Here is a 19719-nt window from a genome sequence, read left to right as displayed (position 1 = left end):
GTTCCTTTTCCCCCGGTCCGCATCGGCTGACGATGCGGCGCCGTCTTGACACGGCTGTGAAGCCGAGAACTTCTGCGGCCGGATAACAGACAAGAACGCCCGGCATCGCGACCGCTCCCGTAAAGTGCGCAGGCGACGCCGACGCGAACAATAAAAAGAACGGCTTGTGCCGGACACGCCGTATAAACACTTTAACCCGAGAGTGGCGGCAGGCGAAAGCGCAGCGGGAGGCATCGGAATGGGCGGAGATTTGAACGCGATCCTGTATACGGTCTCCACCTGGGTCATTCCGCTTTTGCTCGCGATCACATTTCACGAGGCGGCGCACGGCTTCGCTGCCCGCCGCCTCGGCGACAACACCGCATGGATGCTCGGTCGTGTCACGCTAAATCCGTTCAAGCATGTCGATCCGGTCGGCACCGTGCTTATACCCGCCATGCTGCTTCTGCTGCGTGCGCCCTTCCTGTTCGGCTGGGCGAAGCCCGTGCCCGTGAATTTCCGCAATCTGAACAATCCGCGCCGCGACATGATCCTCGTGGCGCTCGCGGGTCCCGGAGCGAACATCTTTCTCGCCCTCGTCTCGGCCCTGCTTTTCTATGTGGCGCGGGAGTTGCCTTCGCCCGCGAACGCGTGGGTCGCTCAAAACCTCGTGAACAGTATTCTGATCAACGCGATCCTCGCCGTGTTCAACATGCTGCCCATTCCGCCGCTGGACGGCGGCCGCGTGGTGACAGGGCTTCTGCCCCGCCGTCTCGCCTATCGTTTCGAGGGGCTCGAACCTTACGGGCTGCTGCTGATCCTGACACTGGTTTTCCTGCTCCCTTACGCAGGGCGCAGCGCGGGCCTCGACCTCGATTTCTTCTCGCGATATCTGATCTGGGCATCGGGCGGCGTGGTTAGCGCGGTCCTCTCCGTAACCGGCATCAGGTAGTCGGCCGAGGCTTTGGCAACCGGAAGCTCGGCTTTACCGCTCGCGTGGATTTTACCTCTTTCGCACGCCATTTTCCGCTATGTAGTAAAGTCGACACATGTCGGACTTTCGACACCGCCCTCGATTTAAAACTATTCCGCACATTTCAGCCGCTTAGCCGTTTGGCACGGCTCCTGCTTTAAGACGTTCGCGCTGCGGATCTACGCGGCGATCTTACCAGGCGGAATGCAGGATGCGCGACCTTTCAAACGGTCTCAACGGAACGAACGACGGCGAAGGGCCTGCGGGCGGCGATAACGCGCTGTTCGTCCGCCGCGCTCTTCCCGGGCGCGTCGCAATCAACGATACGACGCTTCGGGATGGCGAGCAGACGCCGGGCGTCGCCTTCACGGCCGCCGAGAAGCTGCAGATCGCGGCCGCGCTTTCCGATGTCGGCATCGACGAGATCGAGGCAGGCACGCCCGCCATGGGCCGCGACGAGCAGGAGGCAATCCGCCGGATCGCGAAGGCCGGCCTGCCGGTGCGCGTCATCGCTTGGTGTCGCATGCGCCGCGGCGACGTGGACGACGCAATCGCTTCCGGCGTCTCCATCGTGAACCTTTCGGCGCCCGTTTCACGCTTCCAGATTGCCGCAAAATTCGGCGGTTCGCTGCCGCGCGTCCTGGCAGCCGTCACCGATGTCATCGGCTATGCCCGCGCGAACGGCCTCGAAGTCGCTTTCGGCGGCGAGGATTCGTCGCGCGCAACGCGAGACACGCTCGAACCCATTCTAGAAGCGGCAGCCAAAGCCGGAGCGGTTCGCTATCGCTTCGCCGACACGCTCGGCGTGCTCGACCCGATTTCCGTCCGTGCCGCCATCGGAGCCGTCAGGCACCTCACGGATCTTCCCATCGAATTTCATGGCCATGACGACCTCGGTCTGGCCACAGCCAACACGCTGGCCGCGTTGGAAGCAGGAGCGAGCGCGGCCAGCGTGACCGTCAACGGTCTGGGCGAGCGGGCGGGCAACGCCCCCCTCGAACAGATCGCCGTTGCGCTCGATTCGCTCTTCGGGCAGGCCACGCGCATCCATCTGCCGGCTCTCGGTCACCTGAGCGAACTCGTGGCCCGGTGCAGCGGACGCGAAATCGCACGCGCGGCGCCGATCGTCGGCAAGGACGTGTTTACCCATGAGTCCGGCATTCACGTTGACGGCATCCTCAAGAGCAAGGATTGCTATGAGGCGCTGTCGCCGCGGCGTCTCGGCCGGAATCACCGCTTCGTCGTCGGCAAGCATTCCGGGCTTGCGGGATTGCGTCACGAGTTGTCTTATCTCGGCCTGCAACTCACCGAAGACGAGGAGCGCCGTCTTCTTGCCGCTGTCAGGGGCTATGCGGAAAAGCACAAAGCCTGCATTCCGTCTTTCACCCTGCTGAGGCTCGCCGCCGCCCTTGTGGACGAGCGGTCCGACGGCAACGCGGGCGTTTGTCCCATCAAGCGGTCGGCCCCGTCGTCTCGTCTGAAGGCGGTATCGTGAGGCGCGGTGGAAACGAAAGGGTGGCATCAATGAGCGTTTTGTCGGATCTCGAAAAACTTCCATCGGCGGAAGATTTCTTCGCGTATCTTAAGGTCGACTATGATCCCGCGCGCCTGAGTGTGGCCCGTCTGCATATCCTTAAACGCATGGGGCAGTATCTCGCGCAGAAGGATTTCACGGGCGCGACCGATGAAGAGGTTTATGTCGCCACGCGCGAAACGCTGGCTCACGCCTATGACGATTTTCTGAAGTCAACGCCCCTTCAGGAGCGCGTCTTCAAGGTTTTGCAGGAGCACCACCCCGATCAGCCGAAGGAAGAAGCGCCCAAGGCTTTCGTGCCCCTCGAGTCTCTAACCATCATTGGCCGCTGAGCGGCACGCAGGAAGGGTTGATACATGCATATCGTCGTTTGCATCAAACAGGTTCCGGACAGCGCGCAAATTCGCGTGCATCCGGTGACGAACACCATCATGCGGCAGGGCGTGCCCACCATCATCAACCCGTATGATCTGTTCGCCATCGAGGCGGCGCTTCGTCTGCGCGACAAGCATGGCGGCAAGGTGACTGTGCTCACGATGGGTCCGCCGATGGCGGAAGACAGCCTGCGCCGCGCGCTGACCTACGGCGTCGATCGCGCCGTGCTTCTTACCGATCGTGCCTTCGCCGGTTCCGACACGCTGGCGACGAGCTACGCCCTTTCCCAGGCCATCATCAAGATCGGCCAGACCTACGAGCCGGTCGACATCGTGTTCACCGGCAAGCAGACCATCGACGGCGACACGGCGCAGGTCGGTCCCGGCATCGCCAAGCGCCTCGACCTGCACCAGCTTACCTATGTGTCCGGCATCAACGAAGTGAACCTCGAAGGCAAGACGATCACCGTCGAGCGTCGCGCCGAGGGCGGCGTGCAGGTGCTGAAGTCGAACCTGCCGTGCCTCATCACGATGCTCGAAGGCACCAACGAAATTCGTCGCGGCTCCATCGATGTGGCGCTGGCCGCCGCCCGCGCAGAGATCGTGACGTGGAGCGCCGCAGCGGCTGGCGTCGCCGAAATGGGCAAGTGCGGCCTCAAGGGCTCGCCGACCGTGGTGAAGCGCGTGTTCGCGCCGTCGCCGCGCGCCGAGAAGGCCAAGATCATCGACATCGGCGGGCTCACGCCGGACGCGGTCGCGGCGAAGACGCTGGACGAGATCTTCGGGCGTCTGCCGACCATCGAAAAAGAACTGACGGCCATGGCCCAAAGCTAAGCCAGCGCGCAATACGGAGATTTGGTTATGACGACGACACCCGCCCCGAAGCCCGCCGCCGCCGGCGGCCGCGCCGGAATGAAGAAAGAGCTTCCCGAGAAGTTCAAGTCCTACAAGCACGTCTGGGTTTTCATCGAGCTTGAGCGCGGTCACGTGCATCCCGTCTCGTGGGAACTCATGGGCGAAGGCCGCAAGCTCGCTGACAAGCTCGGCGTGCAGCTCGCCGGCGTGGTTCTCGGCGGTGCCGGCGAAGACACCCGCAACGCCGTTCAGGAATGCTACGCCTACGGCGCCGACGTGGCCTATCTCGTGGAAAGCCCGGTTCTGGCGGACTACCGCAACGAGCCCTATACCCGATGCATGACGGAACTGGTTAACAAGTTCCAGCCGGAAATCCTGCTTCTCGGCGCAACCACGCTCGGCCGCGACCTCGCGGGCTCGGTTGCTACGACGCTGGCGACCGGCCTCACGGCGGACTGCACGGAACTCGCGGTCGACGCCGACGGCTCGCTCGCCGCGACGCGCCCGACCTTCGGCGGTTCGCTCCTCTGCACGATCTATACGCTGAACTTCCGCCCGCAGATGGCGACGGTTCGCCCGCGCGTGTTCTCGCTGCCCGAGCGCCAGGACGGCAAGTCCGGCCCGGTCATCGAATACGACTTCAAGATGATCGAGGACGAGATTGTCACGAAGCTTCTTCAGTTCATTCCCGACCGCGACTCGAACAAGTCGAATCTCGCCTACGCCGACGTCGTGGTCGCGGGCGGCCTCGGTCTCGGCAGCGCTGAAAACTATCAGCTCGTGAAGGACCTTGCGAAGGCTCTCGGCGCTGAATGGGGCGGTTCGCGTCCGCTCGTGCAGCGCGGCTGGATCCCCGCCGACCGCCAGATCGGCCAGACGGGCAAGACCATCCGTCCGAAACTCTACATCGCCGCGGGCATCTCCGGCGCGATCCAGCATCGCGTGGGCGTCGAAGGCGCAGACCTGATCCTTGCGATCAATACGGACAAGAACGCGCCGATCATGGACTTCGCCCATATCGGCCTCATTACCGACGCCGTCCGCTTCCTCCCCGCGCTCGCGAAGGAAGTCCGTCAGCGGATCGCCCCCAACACGCGCTCGCGCCTTGTCGGCTGATAGAGCGGAAGGTTTCGAAGGAGAACTCGCATGCCCGCAGAAAAATTCGACGTTATCGTCGTGGGGGCCGGACCGGCCGGCAATTCCTGTGCTTACACTCTGGCGAAGCGCGGCCTGAAAGTGCTCCAGATCGAGCGCGGCGAATATCCGGGCTCGAAGAATGTGCAGGGCGCGATCATGTACGCCAACATGCTGGAGAAGATCATCCCGGATTTCCGGGACGACGCTCCGCTTGAGCGCCACCTGATTGAGCAGCGTCTTTGGTATATGGACGACTCCTCCTATACGGGCGTCCATTACCGTTCCGACGACTTCAACGAGGAAGCGCCGAACCGCTACACCATCATCCGCGCGCAGTTCGACAAGTGGTTCTCGAAGAAGGTCCAGCAGGCTGGCGCGCTTCTCATCCTTGAGACGACCGTCACCGACCTCTGCTTCTCGGGCGGCAAGGTGATCGGCGTCAAGACGGACCGCGCGGGCGGCACCATCCTCGCCGACGTGGTCGTGATGGCCGAAGGCGTGAACGGCGTGCTCGGCACCAAGGCGGGGCTTCGTCCGCGTCCGAAGCCGGACACGGTTGCTCTCGCGGTGAAGGAAATGCACTTCCTCCCCTCGGACGTGATCGAGAGCCGCTTCAACATCTCGGGCGACGAAGGCGTCGTGATCGAAGCCGCGGGCACGATCACGAAGGGCATGACCGGCACGGGCTTCCTTTACACCAACAAGGAAAGCATCTCGATCGGCATCGGCTGCCTCGTCTCCGACTTCGCGCACACCGGCAAGGCTCCCTACGAGCTTCTGGAAGACTTCAAGAAGCACCCGGCGGTGGCTCCGCTGATCGCGGGCGCGGAAGTGAAGGAATACGCGGCGCATCTCATTCCCGAGGGCGGCTACAATGCCGTGCCGCAGCTCTTCGGCGAAGGCTGGGTGATCGTCGGCGACGCGGGCCAGTTTGTGAACGCCGTCCACCGCGAAGGCTCGAACCTCGCCATGACGACGGGCCGCATCGCGGCGGAAGCGATCTTCCAGATCAAGTCCCGCAAGGATAAGTTCTCGGCAGAGAACCTGTCCATCTACCAGAAGATGCTCGAACAGTCCTTCGTGATGAAGGATCTGAAGAAGTACAAGCGCCTGCCCGATTTCATGCACGGCGCGCGCGATCGCCTCTTCGGCAGCTATCCCGAACTCGTTTCCAAGGCCGCGCAGAACTGGTTCCGCGTGGACGGGAAGGACAAGAAGAGCAAGGAAAAGGAAATCGTTCGTTCCTTCGTCAAGGCGCGCGGCGTGAGAGGCCTCGCGAGCGACGCTTGGAAGCTCGCAAGGTCGTGGCGCTAGGTCGGTCGGGAACAGGAAAGGAACACTGGAATGGCTGAAACACCAACGGTGCGCGTCGAAGAGAAGCTTTATCAGAATCGCTATCTCGTGGACGCCGGGCGTCCGCATATCGTCGTCGCTCCGCACGAGAAACCGTCGAAGGAGCTTCTCCTTCTCACGAAGATCTGCCCCGCTCATTGCTATGAAGTGAATGGCAAGGGGCAGGTCGAAGTGAGCCCGGACGGCTGTCTCGAATGCGGCACCTGCCGCGTGCTGGCAGAAGGCACGGGCGCGCTGACGTGGACCTATCCGCGCGGCGGCTACGGCGTCCTGTTCAAGTTCGGCTAAATCGGGGACACGAATACGCTGCTTCGAGGGCCGCCCCGATGGGGCGGGCCGCTGGCTTTCGAGGCGGCTTTCGTCCGCGACCGGTTGAATTACTTGGGAACGCGCCCGAAAAATAGATTATGATAGGCGCGTGCTGAGCGCATCGGCAGTTCAGGCCTGTCGAATTGGCGCTTTTTTGCAGACTCACAAGGGGACAGATCATGGATTCCGTCGAGGAATTTCTCGCCTATTCCATCAAGCTCGAACAGGAAGCCACGCTTCGTTTCGCGCAACTCGCCGACGCCATGGACGGTGCTGGCAATCGTGAGGTGGGAAAGCTTTTTCGCCAGCTTTCGGAATATTCGCGCCTTCACATGGGCGATGCAATGGCGCGCGCCGGTTATCGCGAGATTCCCAAGAAGGCACCGGGCGACTTCGAATGGCCGGACCTCGAAAGCCCCGAAGCCGCGGCGATCTGGGGAACCGACCCGCTCATCGGTCGCGAGCAGGCGCTTGAAATCGCCCTCGACGCCGAGGTTCGCGGCTACCAGTTCTACAAGCATATCTACGACACGACGACCGATCCCGAGATCAAGGTTCTCGCCAAGGAGTTCGTCGCCGAAGAGGAAGAGCACGTCGCGGAACTGAAGCGGTGGATGGCGCTGCACAAGGCGGGCGAAACGCTCCCGCAGGACACCAATCTCAAGGCGCCGCATTGAGATCGCACCGGCGAATCTCTCCACGGCAATGAAGCGAAAGCGCACTTGTGTCATCGATGTCGGGAGGGCTGATGCCCTTCCCTCAGACCGCGCAGTCTGGAATTGATCAAAAAATAAATTTTTGCCTTCTTATCAGGCAATCTCCGTCTTGGCCATTGTTTTCGCTTCGTTTTTTCGCGTTTTTGCGCGTTGCGAGCGACAAGGCGGGCAGAGAATTGATTATTCTATGGACGCGACATTGTCGCACGTCATTGTTATAATAGCTTCAAACGCGAAACTACCAAGCAAGCTCATCGGTTGGCCTTCGTGCCCGGCGTGAGTTTGTCGTATGAGGTTATTTATGACATCTTCCGCACCGGCGGGCACCGTCACGGTTCCGGGAAGCGTGAGATACAGCGATACAGCGCTGAGCGGCATCTACGAGATCTCGAAGATCGTGACCTCGCCCTCAAGCCTCAGGGTTATGCTGAATAATGTCGTCTCGGTGATGAGTTCGTTCCTCGACATGAGGCTTTCGACACTCATGCTGCTGGACAAGGCGGGCGATCCCGAAATCAAGGTGTCGGCCTCGACGGAGCCGAGCATCGACCCGAGCGAGGACGGGGATCTTCCGCTCGCCGTCATCGATCAGATCGTGGCAACCGCCTCTCCGCTCGTGGTTCAGAATTGTGCGCTTCATCCTTCGTTCGCCGGGTGGAAGCGCCTCGGTCGCGTCGGCCCCAATGTCGTGCAGACCTTCATCGGCGTGCCGATCCGCGTCGACGCAAAGGTGGTTGGAACGCTCGCCATAGAACGTGTCTGGCAGGGCAGCATGGACGTGCGCATCGATCACGACGTCCGCTTCCTCACCATGGTTGCGAACCTGGTCGGCCAGGCGCTGAAACTCCATCGCGTCGTCGCGGAGGACCGCGAGCGCCTCATTCACGAGCAGCATCGTCTCGCCAAGGAACTGTCCAACATCAAGGCGAAGGCTCCGCCGCCCAAAGTTACAGGCATTCTCGGCAAGAGCCGGGCCATCAGAGCGGTTACGGAACGCATCGAACAGGTCGCGAAATCGAACGCGCCGGTTCTCATTCGCGGCGAAACCGGCACAGGCAAGGAGCTTTTCGCCCGAGCGATCCACGAGCTTTCGCGCCGCAAGGGCAAGCCGTTCGTCAAGGTGAATTGCGCGGCGCTGCCGGAAGGCGTCATCGAGTCGGAGTTGTTCGGGCACGAGAAGGGCGCGTTCACCGGCGCGGTCGGCCTTCGCAAGGGGCGGTTCGAGCTTGCGGACGGCGGCACCATCTTTCTCGACGAAATCGGCGAGATTTCCCCATCGTTTCAGGCCAAGCTCTTGCGCGTGCTGCAGGAGGGCGAGTTTGAACGTGTCGGCGGCCAGCACACGCTGAAGATCAATTTCCGTCTCGTCTGCGCCACCAACCGCGCTCTCGAACAGATGGTGGCCGAGGGCAAGTTTCGAGCCGACCTCTACTACCGCATCAACGTCGTGCCGCTCATGCTGCCGCCGCTGCGCGAGCGCCAGGGCGACATTCCCGAACTCGCCCAGCACTTCCTCAGCCGCTTCGCCGAAGAAAACGGCTATCAGCTTTCCTTTGGCCCCGACGCGATGGAAGTGCTCTGCAAGTGCTACTTCCCCGGCAATATCCGCGAGCTGGAAAACTGCATCCGCCGCACCGCCGCAATGGCTCTCGGCGACGTGATCCACGCGGCCGATTTCGCCTGTCAGCACGGGCATTGCCTGTCGTCGATGCTGTGGAAGGGACCGGCAAGCGGGGAGTCGGCGAACGAGCCTCAGCACCATCGCGCTTCCGAGAACAACGCCAATCCGCCGCGCGTAAACCCGCCTGCCTCCGCATCCTCTCCTTACACCCCGCCGCCCGCGCCGGAGCCGACGGAGGGCCGAAACGGTTACGCGAACGGAGCCGCCAACGGAAACGGAAACGGCGCGTCGCACAATGGCGCCTCCAATGGCAGCGACGTCGCCGCGCATGACGATGCCGACGGCGGCGGCTATGCGCAACTCAGCAGGGACACGCTGATCAACGCACTCGAAAAGACGGGATGGGTTCAGGCGAAAGCCGCTCGCATCCTGGGGCTTACGCCGCGTCAGGTGGGCTATGCGCTCAAAAAGCACGGCATCGAGATGAAACGCTACTGATGCAGTGGAGGGAAACTCGATGACCGTCGCCTATGCCATCTGCGCAGTGTCCGACATTCCTAATCGGCGGGGACGCGGCTTCGAGCTTGTCCGCGTCGTCGATGGCGCGGAAAAGCCGTGGCCCATTTTCGTCGTGCGATGGGACAAGCAGGTTTTCGCCTATGTAAACCGCTGCCCGCACAACAACGTCAATCTTGACTGGGAGACCAACCAGTTTTTCGAGCCGGGAACCAAGAATATCGTCTGCGGCAAGCACGGCTCGCTTTTCGAGCTTGCCTCCGGCAGGTGCATCGACGGCCCCTGTCTCGGAAAAGACCTTGAACCGGTGCCGGTGTGCGTGCTCGACGGCGACATCTGTGTCGTCGGCGTTGAGCTGGCCGAGTTGCCCGACGACGAGAGCGAGCCCGCGCGCGGGGCGCCGGCGTCGCCTTGAGCTGATCTATCGATCTGGATTGACTTGCGCCGATTTGAGCGAGGCTTATCCTCGCGCGGGTCATTTTCACCGCGCTCCAAACGCCTGAAGAGTCGGCGTTACAGAAGAGCGCTTTCCTCCCCCCCTTCATCCAGTGCGAAATCTTGAAAGGCAAAGATGCGCGCGGGCTTCATCGTTACGGGTACGGACACCGGCATCGGCAAGACGGTGTTCAGCGCGGCGCTTGCGGGCGCGCTCGGTGCGTCTTACTGGAAGCCGGTGCAATCGGGCCTTGAGGAAGAAACCGACAGCGACACTGTCCGCCGCCTTTCCGGCCTGCCGCCGGAGCGCATTCTATCGGAAGCCTACCGTCTGGCGCTTCCCGCTTCGCCGCATATCTCGGCGGCGCGCGAAGGCGTTACCATCGAAGCGGCGCGCCTCGTCCTTCCGAATGTCGACGGGCCGCTCGTCGTGGAAGGCGCAGGCGGGCTGCTCGTGCCGCTTGCGCCGGGGCTTCTGACAATCGACGTTTTCGCGCGGATGGGACTGCCCGTTATCCTTTGCGCAAGGACGTCGCTCGGCACCATAAACCACACGCTGCTCTCGCTCGAAGCGCTGGCGCGGCGCGGCATCTCAATCCACGGCGTTGCCTTTCTCGGCGATCCGGCGGATGAAGAGGAGGCGGCGGTGGCGGCCTTCAGCGGCGCGCGCCGTCTCGGACGCCTGCCGCGCGTCGATCCTCTCGATGCGGCGGTGCTGGCATGCGCATTCCGAGAAAGCTTCGATCTCGCGTTGTTCAGGTAGAAACGGCATGGGCGACATCATTTTTCTGACCGGGCCAGTGCGGAGCGGCAAGAGCCGCCGCGCGGTCGACATCGCTGAAAGCTACGGCGATCGCGTGGTGTTCGTCGCTACCTATGCGCGCGATCCGGGCGACGCGGAGATGGCCGAGCGCGTGCGTCGCCATCAGGCCGAGCGGCCCGCGACATGGCGCACGCTCGAAGCGCCGGACGACATTGCGGCGGCGCTCGCCGCGCTCGATCCGGTCCCGTCTTGCGTGCTGATCGACAGCCTCGTGACGTGGCTCGCTTTCCGCACCGGGTTCGGCGGTTGCGGGGGGCTGAGCGACGAAGCGATCCTTGCGGCCTGGGCCCGCGAGCTTGAGGGCTTCCGCGCTGCGCCATGGTCTACGGTGATCATCGGCGACGAGGTGGGCTGGAGCCTCGTGCCGATGGAGGCCGATCTGCGCCGCTTCCGCGACCTCGCGGGATTTCTCGGCCAGCGCACGGCGGCTGCGGCGAGCGAGGCGTGGCTCATGGTGGCGGGCTGCGGCGTGCGCCTGAAATGAAGAAGGCGGACCCTTGGCCGCCTTCTCGTGATCGAAGCGCGATTTACGAGCGCGTGACGATGACCTTCCACGGACCATCCGGCACGTCGCTTTCTTCCACGAAACGCCATTCGGTCTTGTCATTTTCGGTCATGCCGAGATAGGACGCGGCGGCGGGCGAGATATCGAGGCCTGCTTTCTCGCCCATGCGGTTTTTCGGCTGCTTGGCGTTTCCGAACACCCAGTCGAAATCGTCCTCGCCGAAGGGGCCAACGTCTGCCCATTGAGCATAGACCGACTTGCCCTTGTAGCGCACCTCGACCCAGCGGTTCCTCGTGAGCGGCTTGCCCTCCCCAAAGCCCGGAATTTTCTTCGCGACGGGCTTCAGCTTGCCGTTCTGGTCGACCTCGGCAAACGGCAGCGCGATGTAGAACGGATTTTCCTTCGGAGTAAATCCGGCGGGCATGAAACCCTTGCGGCGCTTCGGGCTGTCGATTCCGCCGAAGCTCTTGAGCCAGTCCGGATCCCAGTAGCTGGCGTGATTGTGGATATGGCCGTTGTCGTCATTCGCGTCTTCACCCACCCAGAAGACGGTTGTGATGGTCTTCTTGAAATCGCTCATGGGGATGCCTTGCCCGGCTTGGGGATCATGAGAGGCGTAAGCGGAGTCATGGGTGCCAAGATAGCACGCAGGCGCAGCCAGAAGAACCGCGATTGCAAACCCGCGTTTGAGATTGTACATAGACAGTCCTCGAATATGGCTATGGAATATTAGCTGCAAATTTGCGCTAAAATTCACCGTCATCACCCGTATATCCTAGGTATACGGGAGGTGTCCAAAAGCCTGATCTACACTGTGCGATGCGGAGGCGTCGCAATACTGCTGCGCAATTTTATGACCCGAAATCTGTCGAGATTTTGATTGCACCATACTATGCGCCGCGCCCGGTTTTTGTTCCCCGTGCTGTCATGCAGGTAATTAGTTGCGCGCGAGGCTTGCGCGAAGCTAAGCGCGCGCGGCGTTTTCGACGCAAAATGTCCATGGTGAGGAGGCGCAATCGAGAGAAACGCGTGCTGGATCGCCCACGTCAAGACAGCGTCGATTTGACGCAGTCAGTCTGATCGACAGCACAAATCTACGGCGACGAGCAGCGTCCGATTAGCGACATGACGCAGGAACTAAGCCGCCCATTTCTCCGAGTCAGCCCCGACGAGCGCGGCGAGCGAGCCGCCTAGGGCGCCTGTTTCGGTCAGGAGAGCGGCCTTGATGGCGGGCAAGAGGCCCGCTCCTTCATAGATGAGGCCGGTGTAGAGCTGCACGAGCGACGCGCCCGCGCGGATCTTCGCCACTGCCGTCTCGCCGGAATCGATGCCGCCGACGCCGATCAGCGGCAGCCGTCCGCCCGTTTCGATGAAGCATCGCGCCAGAAACCGCGTGGAGCGCGCGAACAGCGGCCGTCCCGACAGTCCGCCCGCCTCGCCGCGCCGCCGGTCGGTCAGGCCGTCGCGCGACAGGGTCGTGTTGGTGAGGATCGCGCCGTCGACTGCGTGGTCGAGCAGGCAGCGCATCGTTGGCGCGATGTCCTCCTCGTGGAGATCCGGCGCGAGCTTGACGAGCACGGGCACCGCGCGGGCGAGTTTCTCGCGCGCGCCCATCACAGCATCGAGCAGCGCCGCAAGCTGGTCCGGTGCCTGCAAATCGCGCAAACCGGGTGTGTTCGGCGAGGATATGTTGATCGTGAGATAAGCGGCGATTGGCCCGAAGGCGGCGACGCCCGCGACATAGTCCGCAATACGGTCGTCACTCGTCTTGTTCGCGCCGATGTTCACGCCGAGAAGGCCGCGCGGCGGATGCGAGGCGAGCCGCCTCAGCGCCGCGCCGTGGCCCTCGCTGTTGAAGCCGAAGCGGTTGATGACGCCGCGATCCGCGATGAGGCGAAACGAGCGAGGGCGCGGATTGCCCGGCTGCGGCTTCGGCGTGATCGTGCCTGCCTCGACGAAGCCGAACCCCATGGCGAACAGCGGATTGTAAACGCGCGCATCCTTGTCGTACCCCGCCGCGACGCCAACGGGGTTGGGAAAACGAAGTCCGAAAAGCTCGACGGCAAGGCGCGGATCGTCCGGCTGCTGCTGGCGCGGATGGACGCCCGCTTCGAGAGCGCGCAGCGACGCTTCGTGCGCGGTTTCGGGATCGAGGAGGAAAAGCCCCGCCTGCGCCGCCCGCCAGAGGCTCACGACGCGAGATCCTCGGGGATGAGCGGCGCGCCGTCCGGCCCGGGCGCGATGTCGGTTTCGCCGACGACAGCCGCGAATGGCAGCGGCGCGTACAGATGGGGAAACAACGCGCCGCCGCGCGATGGCTCGAAGCGGAGTTGGCCGGTTACAGCAGCATCCCTGGCGCTCGCCGCGTCGAGACCGAGCGAGGGCAGGGCGGCGAGCATTTTCGCGTCCACAGCGACGAGCACGAGGTCCGGCACGCCCACGAAGTAGCGCCGCGCCGTTTCGGCCACTTGCGCTGCGGTTGAAAAATGGATGAAGCCGTCGCGGCGATCCACCTCCGAGCCCGCAAAAATGCCGACCGAGCGCGCGGCTTCCCATTCGCCGCGCGTCACGAGCTTGTAGATGATGCGCGGCCTGTCGCTCACCGCCGCCTCCCGCTTATGCCTGTGCCGCTGCGAGCCGTTCCGCGATCAGCGCGCGCGTGTTGTCGATGCCGTAAGCCTTGATGAACGAGCCGAAGCGCGGCCCGGCGCTCTCGCCGAACAGCACCTCGTAGAGCGCCTTGAACCAGTCGCGCAGATTTTCGAACGGGTGCGACTTGCCGACTTCGTAGACGATGCCCTGCAAGGCCTCCGCGTCGAGAGAGGCGTCGGCGTGGCCGAGTTTTTCGTCAAGGTCGAGCATCGCGGCGCGTTCGAGATCGCTTGGCGCGCGATAAACCTTGAACGGCTTCTCCCGCTCCTCGAAATAGCGGATCGCGAAGCCGATGAGCCGGTCGAGTTCCGGGTGGCTCTCCGCGCTTGTGCCGGGCGCATAGTTCCGCACAAACTGCCAGAGAATGTCCTTCGTGTGGGCGTTGGAGGCGCTTACGAGGTTGCGCAGCAGCCCGAAGCTCAGCGGCACGTCGTGGCGGGGAGGCTCGCCGGCGTGGATGTGCCACACGGGGTTCTCGATCTGCTTCTTCGGCTCTTCCTTCGGGAAGGCGTCGAGCAGGCTGAAATATTCATCGACCGTCTTGGGAATGACGTCGAAGTAAAGCCGCTTCGCCGTCTTCGGCTTCTGGAACATGTACAGCGCGAGGCTTTCGGGCGTGGCGTAGGCGAGCCATTCTTCCACCGCGATGCCGTTTCCCTTCGACTTCGAAATCTTCTGGCCCTGATCGTCGAGGAACAGTTCGTAGTTGAAGCCTTCGGGCGGGCGTCCGCCGAGCGCGCGCGCGACCTTGGAGGAGAGCGTCACGCTGTCGATGAGATCCTTGCCCGCCATCTCGTAATCGACGCCGAGCGCGACCCAGCGCATCGCCCAGTCGGCCTTCCACTGGCACTTCACGCGTCCGCCCGTGACGAGCGTTTCAACGCGCTTGCCCGTGTCGGGATCGGTGTAGACGATCGTGCCCGCCTCAACATCGCGCGCCTCGATCGGTACTTGCAGAACCTTGCCGCTCGTCGGCGAAATCGGCAGGAACGGCGAATAGGTCGCGCGGCGGTCCGGGCCGAGCGTCGGCAGGATGATGGCCATGACCTCGTCGTAGACGGCGAGCATCCTGAGCAGGGTTTCGTCGAACCTGCCGGAGCGATAGCACTCCGTCGCCGACAGGAATTCATACTGGAAGCCGAAGCTGTCGAGGAAGCTCCGCAGCCGCGCATTGTTGTGCGCGCCGAAGCTCGAATGCGTGCCGAACGGGTCGGGCACGGCGGTCAGCGGCTTTTCGAGCGCGGCTTGCAGAAGCTCCTGATTGGGCACGTTGGTCGGCACCTTGCGCAGGCCGTCCATGTCGTCGGAGAAGCAGACGAGACGCGTTTTCACGCCGGGCTTCAGCGCTTCGAGCGCGTGCCGCACCATGGAGGTGCGCGCCACCTCGCCGAACGTGCCGATATGCGGCAGGCCGGACGGGCCGTAACCCGTCTCGAACACCACCTCGCGCGCCGGGTCCGCCTTTTCGAGGCGTTTCAGAAGCTTGCGCGCCTCTTCGAAGGGCCATGCCTTGGAGGTTTGCGCAAGTTCGGCGAGGGTGTCGGCGGTGGTCATGGTGTCCGTATTTCGTGGTGACGTTATGATTTCAGGCATTTCTTGCCGGGCGGACTATGGAAAGCCGCGCCTGTTGCGTCAACCGCCATCGCGCCGAACGCACAACAACGCGAGGCAATTGCATGCACCGGTTTGCTGCTATCCCGCGTTTTCGCCGCGTTCTTGCCCGAAGAAGACCGGAGCGTTGCGCCAAGGAGAAGCGCATGTCCTCGCCGTCGCACCGCCGCCTTCCGTCCGCGATCCTTCTCTGGCCGCCACTCGCGCGTTTCGCGGCAGGCGAGCGGCGCCTGGCGTCATGGGCCGCACGCGAAGGCGGCGCGACGCTTGCCGTCTATGAGTTCGCCCGCTTCGTGATCAAGCAGGGCTGGGCCTGTCTTTTCGGCGCCCTGATGCTCGCGCTGCTGTTCCTCACGCATCTTTTTTATCCGCAGGATGCGGCTCTCGCTCGCTACGACTTCCTGTTTTTCGGTGCGCTCGCAATTCAGGCGGGCATGCTCGCCTTTCGCCTCGAAACATGGGACGAGGCAAAAGTCATTCTCGCGTTTCACGTCGTCGGGACAGCGATGGAGATATTCAAGACCTCGGTTGGATCGTGGATTTACCCGGAGCCGAGCGTCTTCCGCATCGGCGGCGTGCCCTTGTTCTCCGGCTTTCTCTATGCGGCCGTTGGAAGCTATCTCGCTCGCGTGTGGCGGCTGTTCGATTTCCGCTTCACGCGGCACCCGCCCGTTTGGGCAGTGTCGCTCCTTGCTGTGGCGATCTATGCCAACTTCTTCGCGCATCATTACTTGCAGGATGTGCGAGTGCTGCTGTTTGCTGCGGCAGCGGTCCTGTTCGCACGCACATGGGTTCATTACCGCATTTGGCGGCGTCACAGGTCGATGCCGCTGCTCTTGGGCCTCGCCCTCGTGGCGACATTCATCTGGATCGCCGAGAACATAGGAACCTTCAGCAGAGCCTGGATCTACCCGCATCAGGCGGGAGTGTGGACGTTCGTCTCGTGGCAGAAACTCGGCGCCTGGTTTCTGCTGATGCTGATATCCTATGCGCTCGTCGCGCGAGTCCAGGGCGTGCGCCCTGCCGTAGCCGAGCAGCGCGCCAATACCTCACCGAACGTCGCGGCATCCCTTCGGAAGCGTCGTGCGGACAATCGCGCAAGTGTGGTTTCGAAGCGTTGAACTCGGCCGCCGGCGCGCCATCTCTAGGCCATGGCCGAGGACGATCCCATCCGCGAAATCTGCGCGCCGCTGAGGCTTGAGGCGGTGCTTTATGCCTTGAGCGATCCTGTGCGGCTGCACATCGTGCGGAACCTCGCGGAGCGCGGCGAACTTGCCTGTTACGCGGCGGTGACGGGCCTCGACATCGCGAAGTCGACGCAATCCCATCATTACCGCGTCCTGCGGGAGGCGGGCGTCATCGTTCAGCGTAAGGAAGGCGTGTGCTTCATCACGGCCCTGCGGCGCGGGGAACTCGACGCGCGCTTTCCGGGGCTTCTCGACGCGGTGCTGAGGAATATGGACGCTTCCGCCGCCGCGAGGTCTCACGCGGAGCAATGCGGCTCCGCTCCGGCCGAAGGCGACGCTTGCGGCTAACGGGGATGGCCTGACGCCAGATGCGTTTTCCGTTCAGCGTATGCCGACGAGCTTGTGCATCTGCATGGACAGCCGCCATGGCGGGTTCGCCAAACAGTACCGGACCGCAGCCTCGATGTTGTTCCGATGCTGGGGGCCGTCCATCGGCTGAAGGAAAAAGTGGTCGAACTTCAGCCGCTCGAAAAGCTGCGGCAAAGCGCCGGTCTGGGGATAGACGAGCTTCAGTTCATTGCCCTCGCGCTGGGCGAGCGGCACGCCCGCCTTCGGGCTGATGCAGATCCAGTCCACACCGCGCGGCGCGGGGCGCGTGCCGTTAGACTCGATGGCCACGGTGAACCCGCGCTTCTTCAGCGCGTCGATCATCGGCGTATCGAGCTGCAGGGTGGGTTCGCCCCCGGTGCAGACCACATAGGGGGACGCGGTCTTGCCCTTCGTCAGCGAATTCCACATGCCGAACACGACATCGGCGAGATCGTCGGCCGTCTCGAACTTGCCGCCGTTCGGCCCGTCATAACCGACAAAATCCGTGTCGCAGAACCGGCAGAAAGCCTTGCTCTTGTCCTTGTGCTGGCCCGTCCAGAGATTACAGCCCGCGAAGCGCAGGAAAACGGCGGCGCGGCCCACTTGCGCACCTTCGCCCTGAAGCGTGGGAAAGATTTCCTTGACCGTGTACATGTCTTTTTATTGTTGCGAAGCCACCATGTCGCGCCAAGCGTAATAGCCCTTCGCGCGAAGATCACAGGCTGGACACGTCCCGCATCCATATCCCCACTCGTGCCGATGATCGCGATCGCCTTTGTAACAAGTGTGTGAATATTCTGCAACGATATCCACTAGTGGATTGCCGCCGAGCGTGTGCGCCATCGTCCAGGTCTCGGCCTTGGTCCGCCACATGAGGGGCGTCACGATGCGGAATTGCTCGTCCGTGCCGAGGCATATCGCGCTGGCGAGCGTCTGCAAGGTCTGGTCGCGGCAATCCGGATAGCCGGAATAGTCGGTCTGGCACATGCCGCCGACGAGGTCGCGGATGCCGCGCCGGTAGCCGAGCGCCGCCGCAAGCGTAAAAAACAGGAGATTGCGGCCCGGCACGAAGGTGTTGGGCAGGCCATTTGCGCCGAACGCGATTTCAGCGTCCGATGTCAGCGCGGTGTCGCTGACGGCACCGAGCACGGAAAGGTCGAGCACATGATCGGGACCGAGCCGCGCCGCCCATTCCGGCGAGAGCGCTGCCATCGTCTCGCGCAGCTTTGGTCGGCATTCGAGTTCGACGTTGTGGCGCTGCCCGTAGGAGAAGCCCAGCGTTTCGACTTGCGCGTAATTCGTCAACGCCCAGGCAAGACAAACGGCGGAATCCTGTCCGCCTGAGAGAAGAACAAGACTTTTCGTCGCGCTTTCTTGTGTGGCAACCATGCCAACCGATTAAACCGCTTTAAGAGCACGCGCGAGTCCTTTATGAAGCCCTCAACTTGTCCCGCCGGACTCGAGTCCGCTCACGCTTCCGTTTCCACGAGGTTCACATGACCGCCATTACTGACATCATCGGCCGCGAAATTCTCGACAGCCGAGGCAACCCGACCGTCGAGGTGGACGTGATACTCGAAGACGGCGCCATCGGCCGCGCGGCCGTGCCGTCGGGTGCGTCGACCGGCGCGCATGAGGCGAACGAGAAGCGCGATGGAGGCGCCCGTTATCTCGGCAAGGGCGTGCTTCAGGCCGTCGATGCCGTGAACGGTGAGATTTTCGACGCGCTTCAGGGCTTCGATGCCGAGGACCAGCGCCGTATCGATCAGACGCTGATCGACCTCGACGGCACCGAGAACAAGAGCCGCCTCGGCGCAAACGCCATCCTCGGCGTGTCGCTCGCGGCGGCAAAGGCGGCGAGCATCTCTGCGGACGCGCCCTTGTATCGCTATCTCGGCGGCGTCAACGCGCGCGTGCTGCCGGTGCCGATGATGAACATCATCAATGGCGGCGCGCATGCCGACAACCCGATCGACTTCCAGGAATTCATGATCTCGCCGCTCGGCGCGCCGACGCTGGCCGAAGCCGTGCGCTGGGGCGCCGAGGTCTTCCACACGCTGAAGAAGCTGCTGAAGGACGGCGGTCACAGCACCAACGTCGGCGATGAAGGCGGTTTCGCGCCGAACCTCAAATCGGCGGATGAAGCGCTGACCTTCGTCGTGCGCGCCATCGAGAAGGCGGGCTACAAGCCGGGCGACGACATAGCCATCGCGCTCGATCCGGCCTCGACCGAGTTCTACAAGAACGGCAAGTATGAGCTGGCGGGCGAAGGCAAGAGCCTCGACTCGGGCCAGATCGTCGCCCTCTACCGCGACCTCGTTTCGCGTTATCCGATCATCTCCATCGAGGACGGCATGGCCGAGGACGACTGGGAGGGCTGGAAGGCGCTGACGGCGGAGATCGGCGGCAAGGTCAACCTCGTCGGCGACGATCTGTTCGTGACGAACCCGAAGCGTCTGCGCGAGGGGATCGCGAAGGGCGCGGGCAATGCGATTCTCGTGAAAGTGAACCAGATCGGCACGCTGTCCGAGGCGCTCGACGCCGTCGACATCGCTCAGCGCGCGGGCTTCAAGGCGGTCATCTCGCATCGCTCGGGCGAGACGGAAGATTCGACCATCGCCGACATCGCGGTCGCCACGAACGCGGGCCAGATCAAGACCGGCTCGCTGTCGCGCTCGGACCGTATCGCGAAGTACAACCAGCTCATCCGCATCGAGGAAGAGCTTGGCGATACGGCTGTTTTCGCGGGGCGGAGCATCCTGCGCGGCGC

At 63.1% G+C, this 19719-nt stretch carries 21 protein-coding genes; 15 read left to right on the top strand and 6 right to left on the bottom strand.

Features of this window, described 5'->3' with window-relative positions; translation table 11 throughout:
- Positions 1-238 precede the first annotated feature (238 nt).
- The 12 genes from QM659_RS02615 to QM659_RS02560 all read left to right on the top strand — a co-directional run bounded on the left by QM659_RS02615 (position 239) and on the right by QM659_RS02560 (position 11109).
- Positions 239-931: a site-2 protease family protein gene (locus QM659_RS02615; RefSeq protein ID WP_303481623.1), complete on the top strand. Its 693-nt coding sequence runs from the start codon at positions 239-241 to the stop codon at positions 929-931.
- Positions 932-1163: 232 nt separating this feature from the next.
- Positions 1164-2447, top strand: a complete 1284-nt coding sequence (gene nifV, locus QM659_RS02610; RefSeq protein ID WP_415187269.1) for a homocitrate synthase — start codon at positions 1164-1166, stop codon at positions 2445-2447.
- Positions 2448-2476: 29 nt separating this feature from the next.
- Entirely contained in the window at positions 2477-2818 is a 342-nt protein-coding gene (gene nifW / locus QM659_RS02605) for a nitrogenase stabilizing/protective protein NifW (RefSeq protein WP_127076466.1), read from the top strand.
- Between the two features lie 24 nt (positions 2819-2842).
- Complete coding sequence (locus tag QM659_RS02600; RefSeq protein ID WP_127076465.1) at positions 2843-3694, top strand: electron transfer flavoprotein subunit beta/FixA family protein; 852 nt, start codon at positions 2843-2845, stop codon at positions 3692-3694.
- A gap of 27 nt (positions 3695-3721) precedes the next feature.
- Positions 3722-4831, top strand: coding sequence for an electron transfer flavoprotein subunit alpha/FixB family protein (locus QM659_RS02595; RefSeq protein ID WP_127076464.1), 1110 nt, complete (start codon positions 3722-3724; stop codon positions 4829-4831).
- 30 nt (positions 4832-4861) lie between these two features.
- Positions 4862-6166, top strand: coding sequence for an FAD-dependent oxidoreductase (locus QM659_RS02590; protein WP_127076463.1), 1305 nt, complete (start codon positions 4862-4864; stop codon positions 6164-6166).
- Positions 6167-6196: 30 nt separating this feature from the next.
- The gene (locus QM659_RS02585; protein ID WP_303481608.1) at positions 6197-6493 is read left to right on the top strand and encodes a ferredoxin family protein; all 297 of its coding nucleotides are present in this window, start codon (positions 6197-6199) and stop codon (positions 6491-6493) included.
- Positions 6494-6693: 200 nt separating this feature from the next.
- Complete coding sequence (locus QM659_RS02580; protein ID WP_415187268.1) at positions 6694-7191, top strand: ferritin-like domain-containing protein; 498 nt, start codon at positions 6694-6696, stop codon at positions 7189-7191.
- A 340-nt stretch (positions 7192-7531) separates the two neighbouring features.
- The gene (gene nifA, locus QM659_RS02575; RefSeq protein WP_415187267.1) at positions 7532-9349 is read left to right on the top strand and encodes a nif-specific transcriptional activator NifA; all 1818 of its coding nucleotides are present in this window, start codon (positions 7532-7534) and stop codon (positions 9347-9349) included.
- A gap of 19 nt (positions 9350-9368) precedes the next feature.
- Positions 9369-9782: a Rieske (2Fe-2S) protein gene (locus QM659_RS02570; RefSeq protein ID WP_415187266.1), complete on the top strand. Its 414-nt coding sequence runs from the start codon at positions 9369-9371 to the stop codon at positions 9780-9782.
- 156 nt (positions 9783-9938) lie between these two features.
- Complete coding sequence (gene bioD / locus QM659_RS02565; protein WP_415187265.1) at positions 9939-10565, top strand: dethiobiotin synthase; 627 nt, start codon at positions 9939-9941, stop codon at positions 10563-10565.
- A 7-nt stretch (positions 10566-10572) separates the two neighbouring features.
- Positions 10573-11109 carry a bifunctional adenosylcobinamide kinase/adenosylcobinamide-phosphate guanylyltransferase gene (locus tag QM659_RS02560; RefSeq protein WP_415187264.1) on the top strand — a complete coding sequence of 179 codons (537 nt, stop codon included), beginning with the start codon at positions 10573-10575 and terminating at the stop codon, positions 11107-11109.
- A gap of 43 nt (positions 11110-11152) precedes the next feature.
- On the opposite strand, the gene QM659_RS02555 is transcribed toward QM659_RS02560, so the two are convergent.
- The 4 genes from QM659_RS02555 to QM659_RS02540 form a co-directional block, all read right to left on the bottom strand.
- On the bottom strand, positions 11153-11710 hold the full coding sequence (locus QM659_RS02555) for a hypothetical protein (protein WP_245433946.1): 558 nt from the start codon (positions 11708-11710) through the stop codon (positions 11153-11155).
- A 557-nt stretch (positions 11711-12267) separates the two neighbouring features.
- Positions 12268-13323 carry a quinone-dependent dihydroorotate dehydrogenase gene (locus QM659_RS02550; protein ID WP_415187263.1) on the bottom strand — a complete coding sequence of 352 codons (1056 nt, stop codon included), beginning with the start codon at positions 13321-13323 and terminating at the stop codon, positions 12268-12270.
- Positions 13320-13733: a DUF952 domain-containing protein gene (locus QM659_RS02545; RefSeq protein WP_415187262.1), complete on the bottom strand. Its 414-nt coding sequence runs from the start codon at positions 13731-13733 to the stop codon at positions 13320-13322. The genes QM659_RS02550 and QM659_RS02545 overlap by 4 nt, the downstream gene beginning before the upstream one ends.
- Before the next feature lie 13 nt (positions 13734-13746).
- Complete coding sequence (locus QM659_RS02540) at positions 13747-15336, bottom strand: lysine--tRNA ligase (RefSeq protein ID WP_415187261.1); 1590 nt, start codon at positions 15334-15336, stop codon at positions 13747-13749.
- 203 nt (positions 15337-15539) lie between these two features.
- Here QM659_RS02540 and QM659_RS02535 point away from each other — a divergent pair, with 203 nt between their 5' ends.
- Both QM659_RS02535 and QM659_RS02530 read left to right on the top strand, forming a co-directional pair.
- Positions 15540-16514 carry a DUF817 domain-containing protein gene (locus tag QM659_RS02535; RefSeq protein WP_415187260.1) on the top strand — a complete coding sequence of 325 codons (975 nt, stop codon included), beginning with the start codon at positions 15540-15542 and terminating at the stop codon, positions 16512-16514.
- Between the two features lie 30 nt (positions 16515-16544).
- A complete protein-coding gene (locus QM659_RS02530) occupies positions 16545-16928 on the top strand; it encodes an ArsR/SmtB family transcription factor (RefSeq protein WP_127076451.1) in 384 nt (127 codons plus the stop codon).
- Between the two features lie 33 nt (positions 16929-16961).
- Here QM659_RS02530 and queE read toward each other — a convergent pair whose 3' ends face one another.
- Positions 16962-17603: a 7-carboxy-7-deazaguanine synthase gene (gene queE, locus QM659_RS02525; RefSeq protein ID WP_127076450.1), complete on the bottom strand. Its 642-nt coding sequence runs from the start codon at positions 17601-17603 to the stop codon at positions 16962-16964.
- Between the two features lie 6 nt (positions 17604-17609).
- A complete protein-coding gene (queC, locus tag QM659_RS02520) occupies positions 17610-18338 on the bottom strand; it encodes a 7-cyano-7-deazaguanine synthase QueC (RefSeq protein WP_415187259.1) in 729 nt (242 codons plus the stop codon).
- Positions 18339-18445: 107 nt separating this feature from the next.
- On the opposite strand from queC, the gene eno reads away from it, so the two are divergent.
- The coding region (eno, locus tag QM659_RS02515; RefSeq protein ID WP_415187258.1) for a phosphopyruvate hydratase at positions 18446-19719 on the top strand (1274 nt) is incomplete at its 3' end.

The organism is Rhodomicrobium sp. (assembly GCF_047605405.1).
Taxonomy (GTDB): Bacteria; Pseudomonadota; Alphaproteobacteria; order Rhizobiales; family Rhodomicrobiaceae; genus Rhodomicrobium; species Rhodomicrobium lacus.
This window is presented reverse-complemented; position numbering and strand designations above follow the sequence as displayed.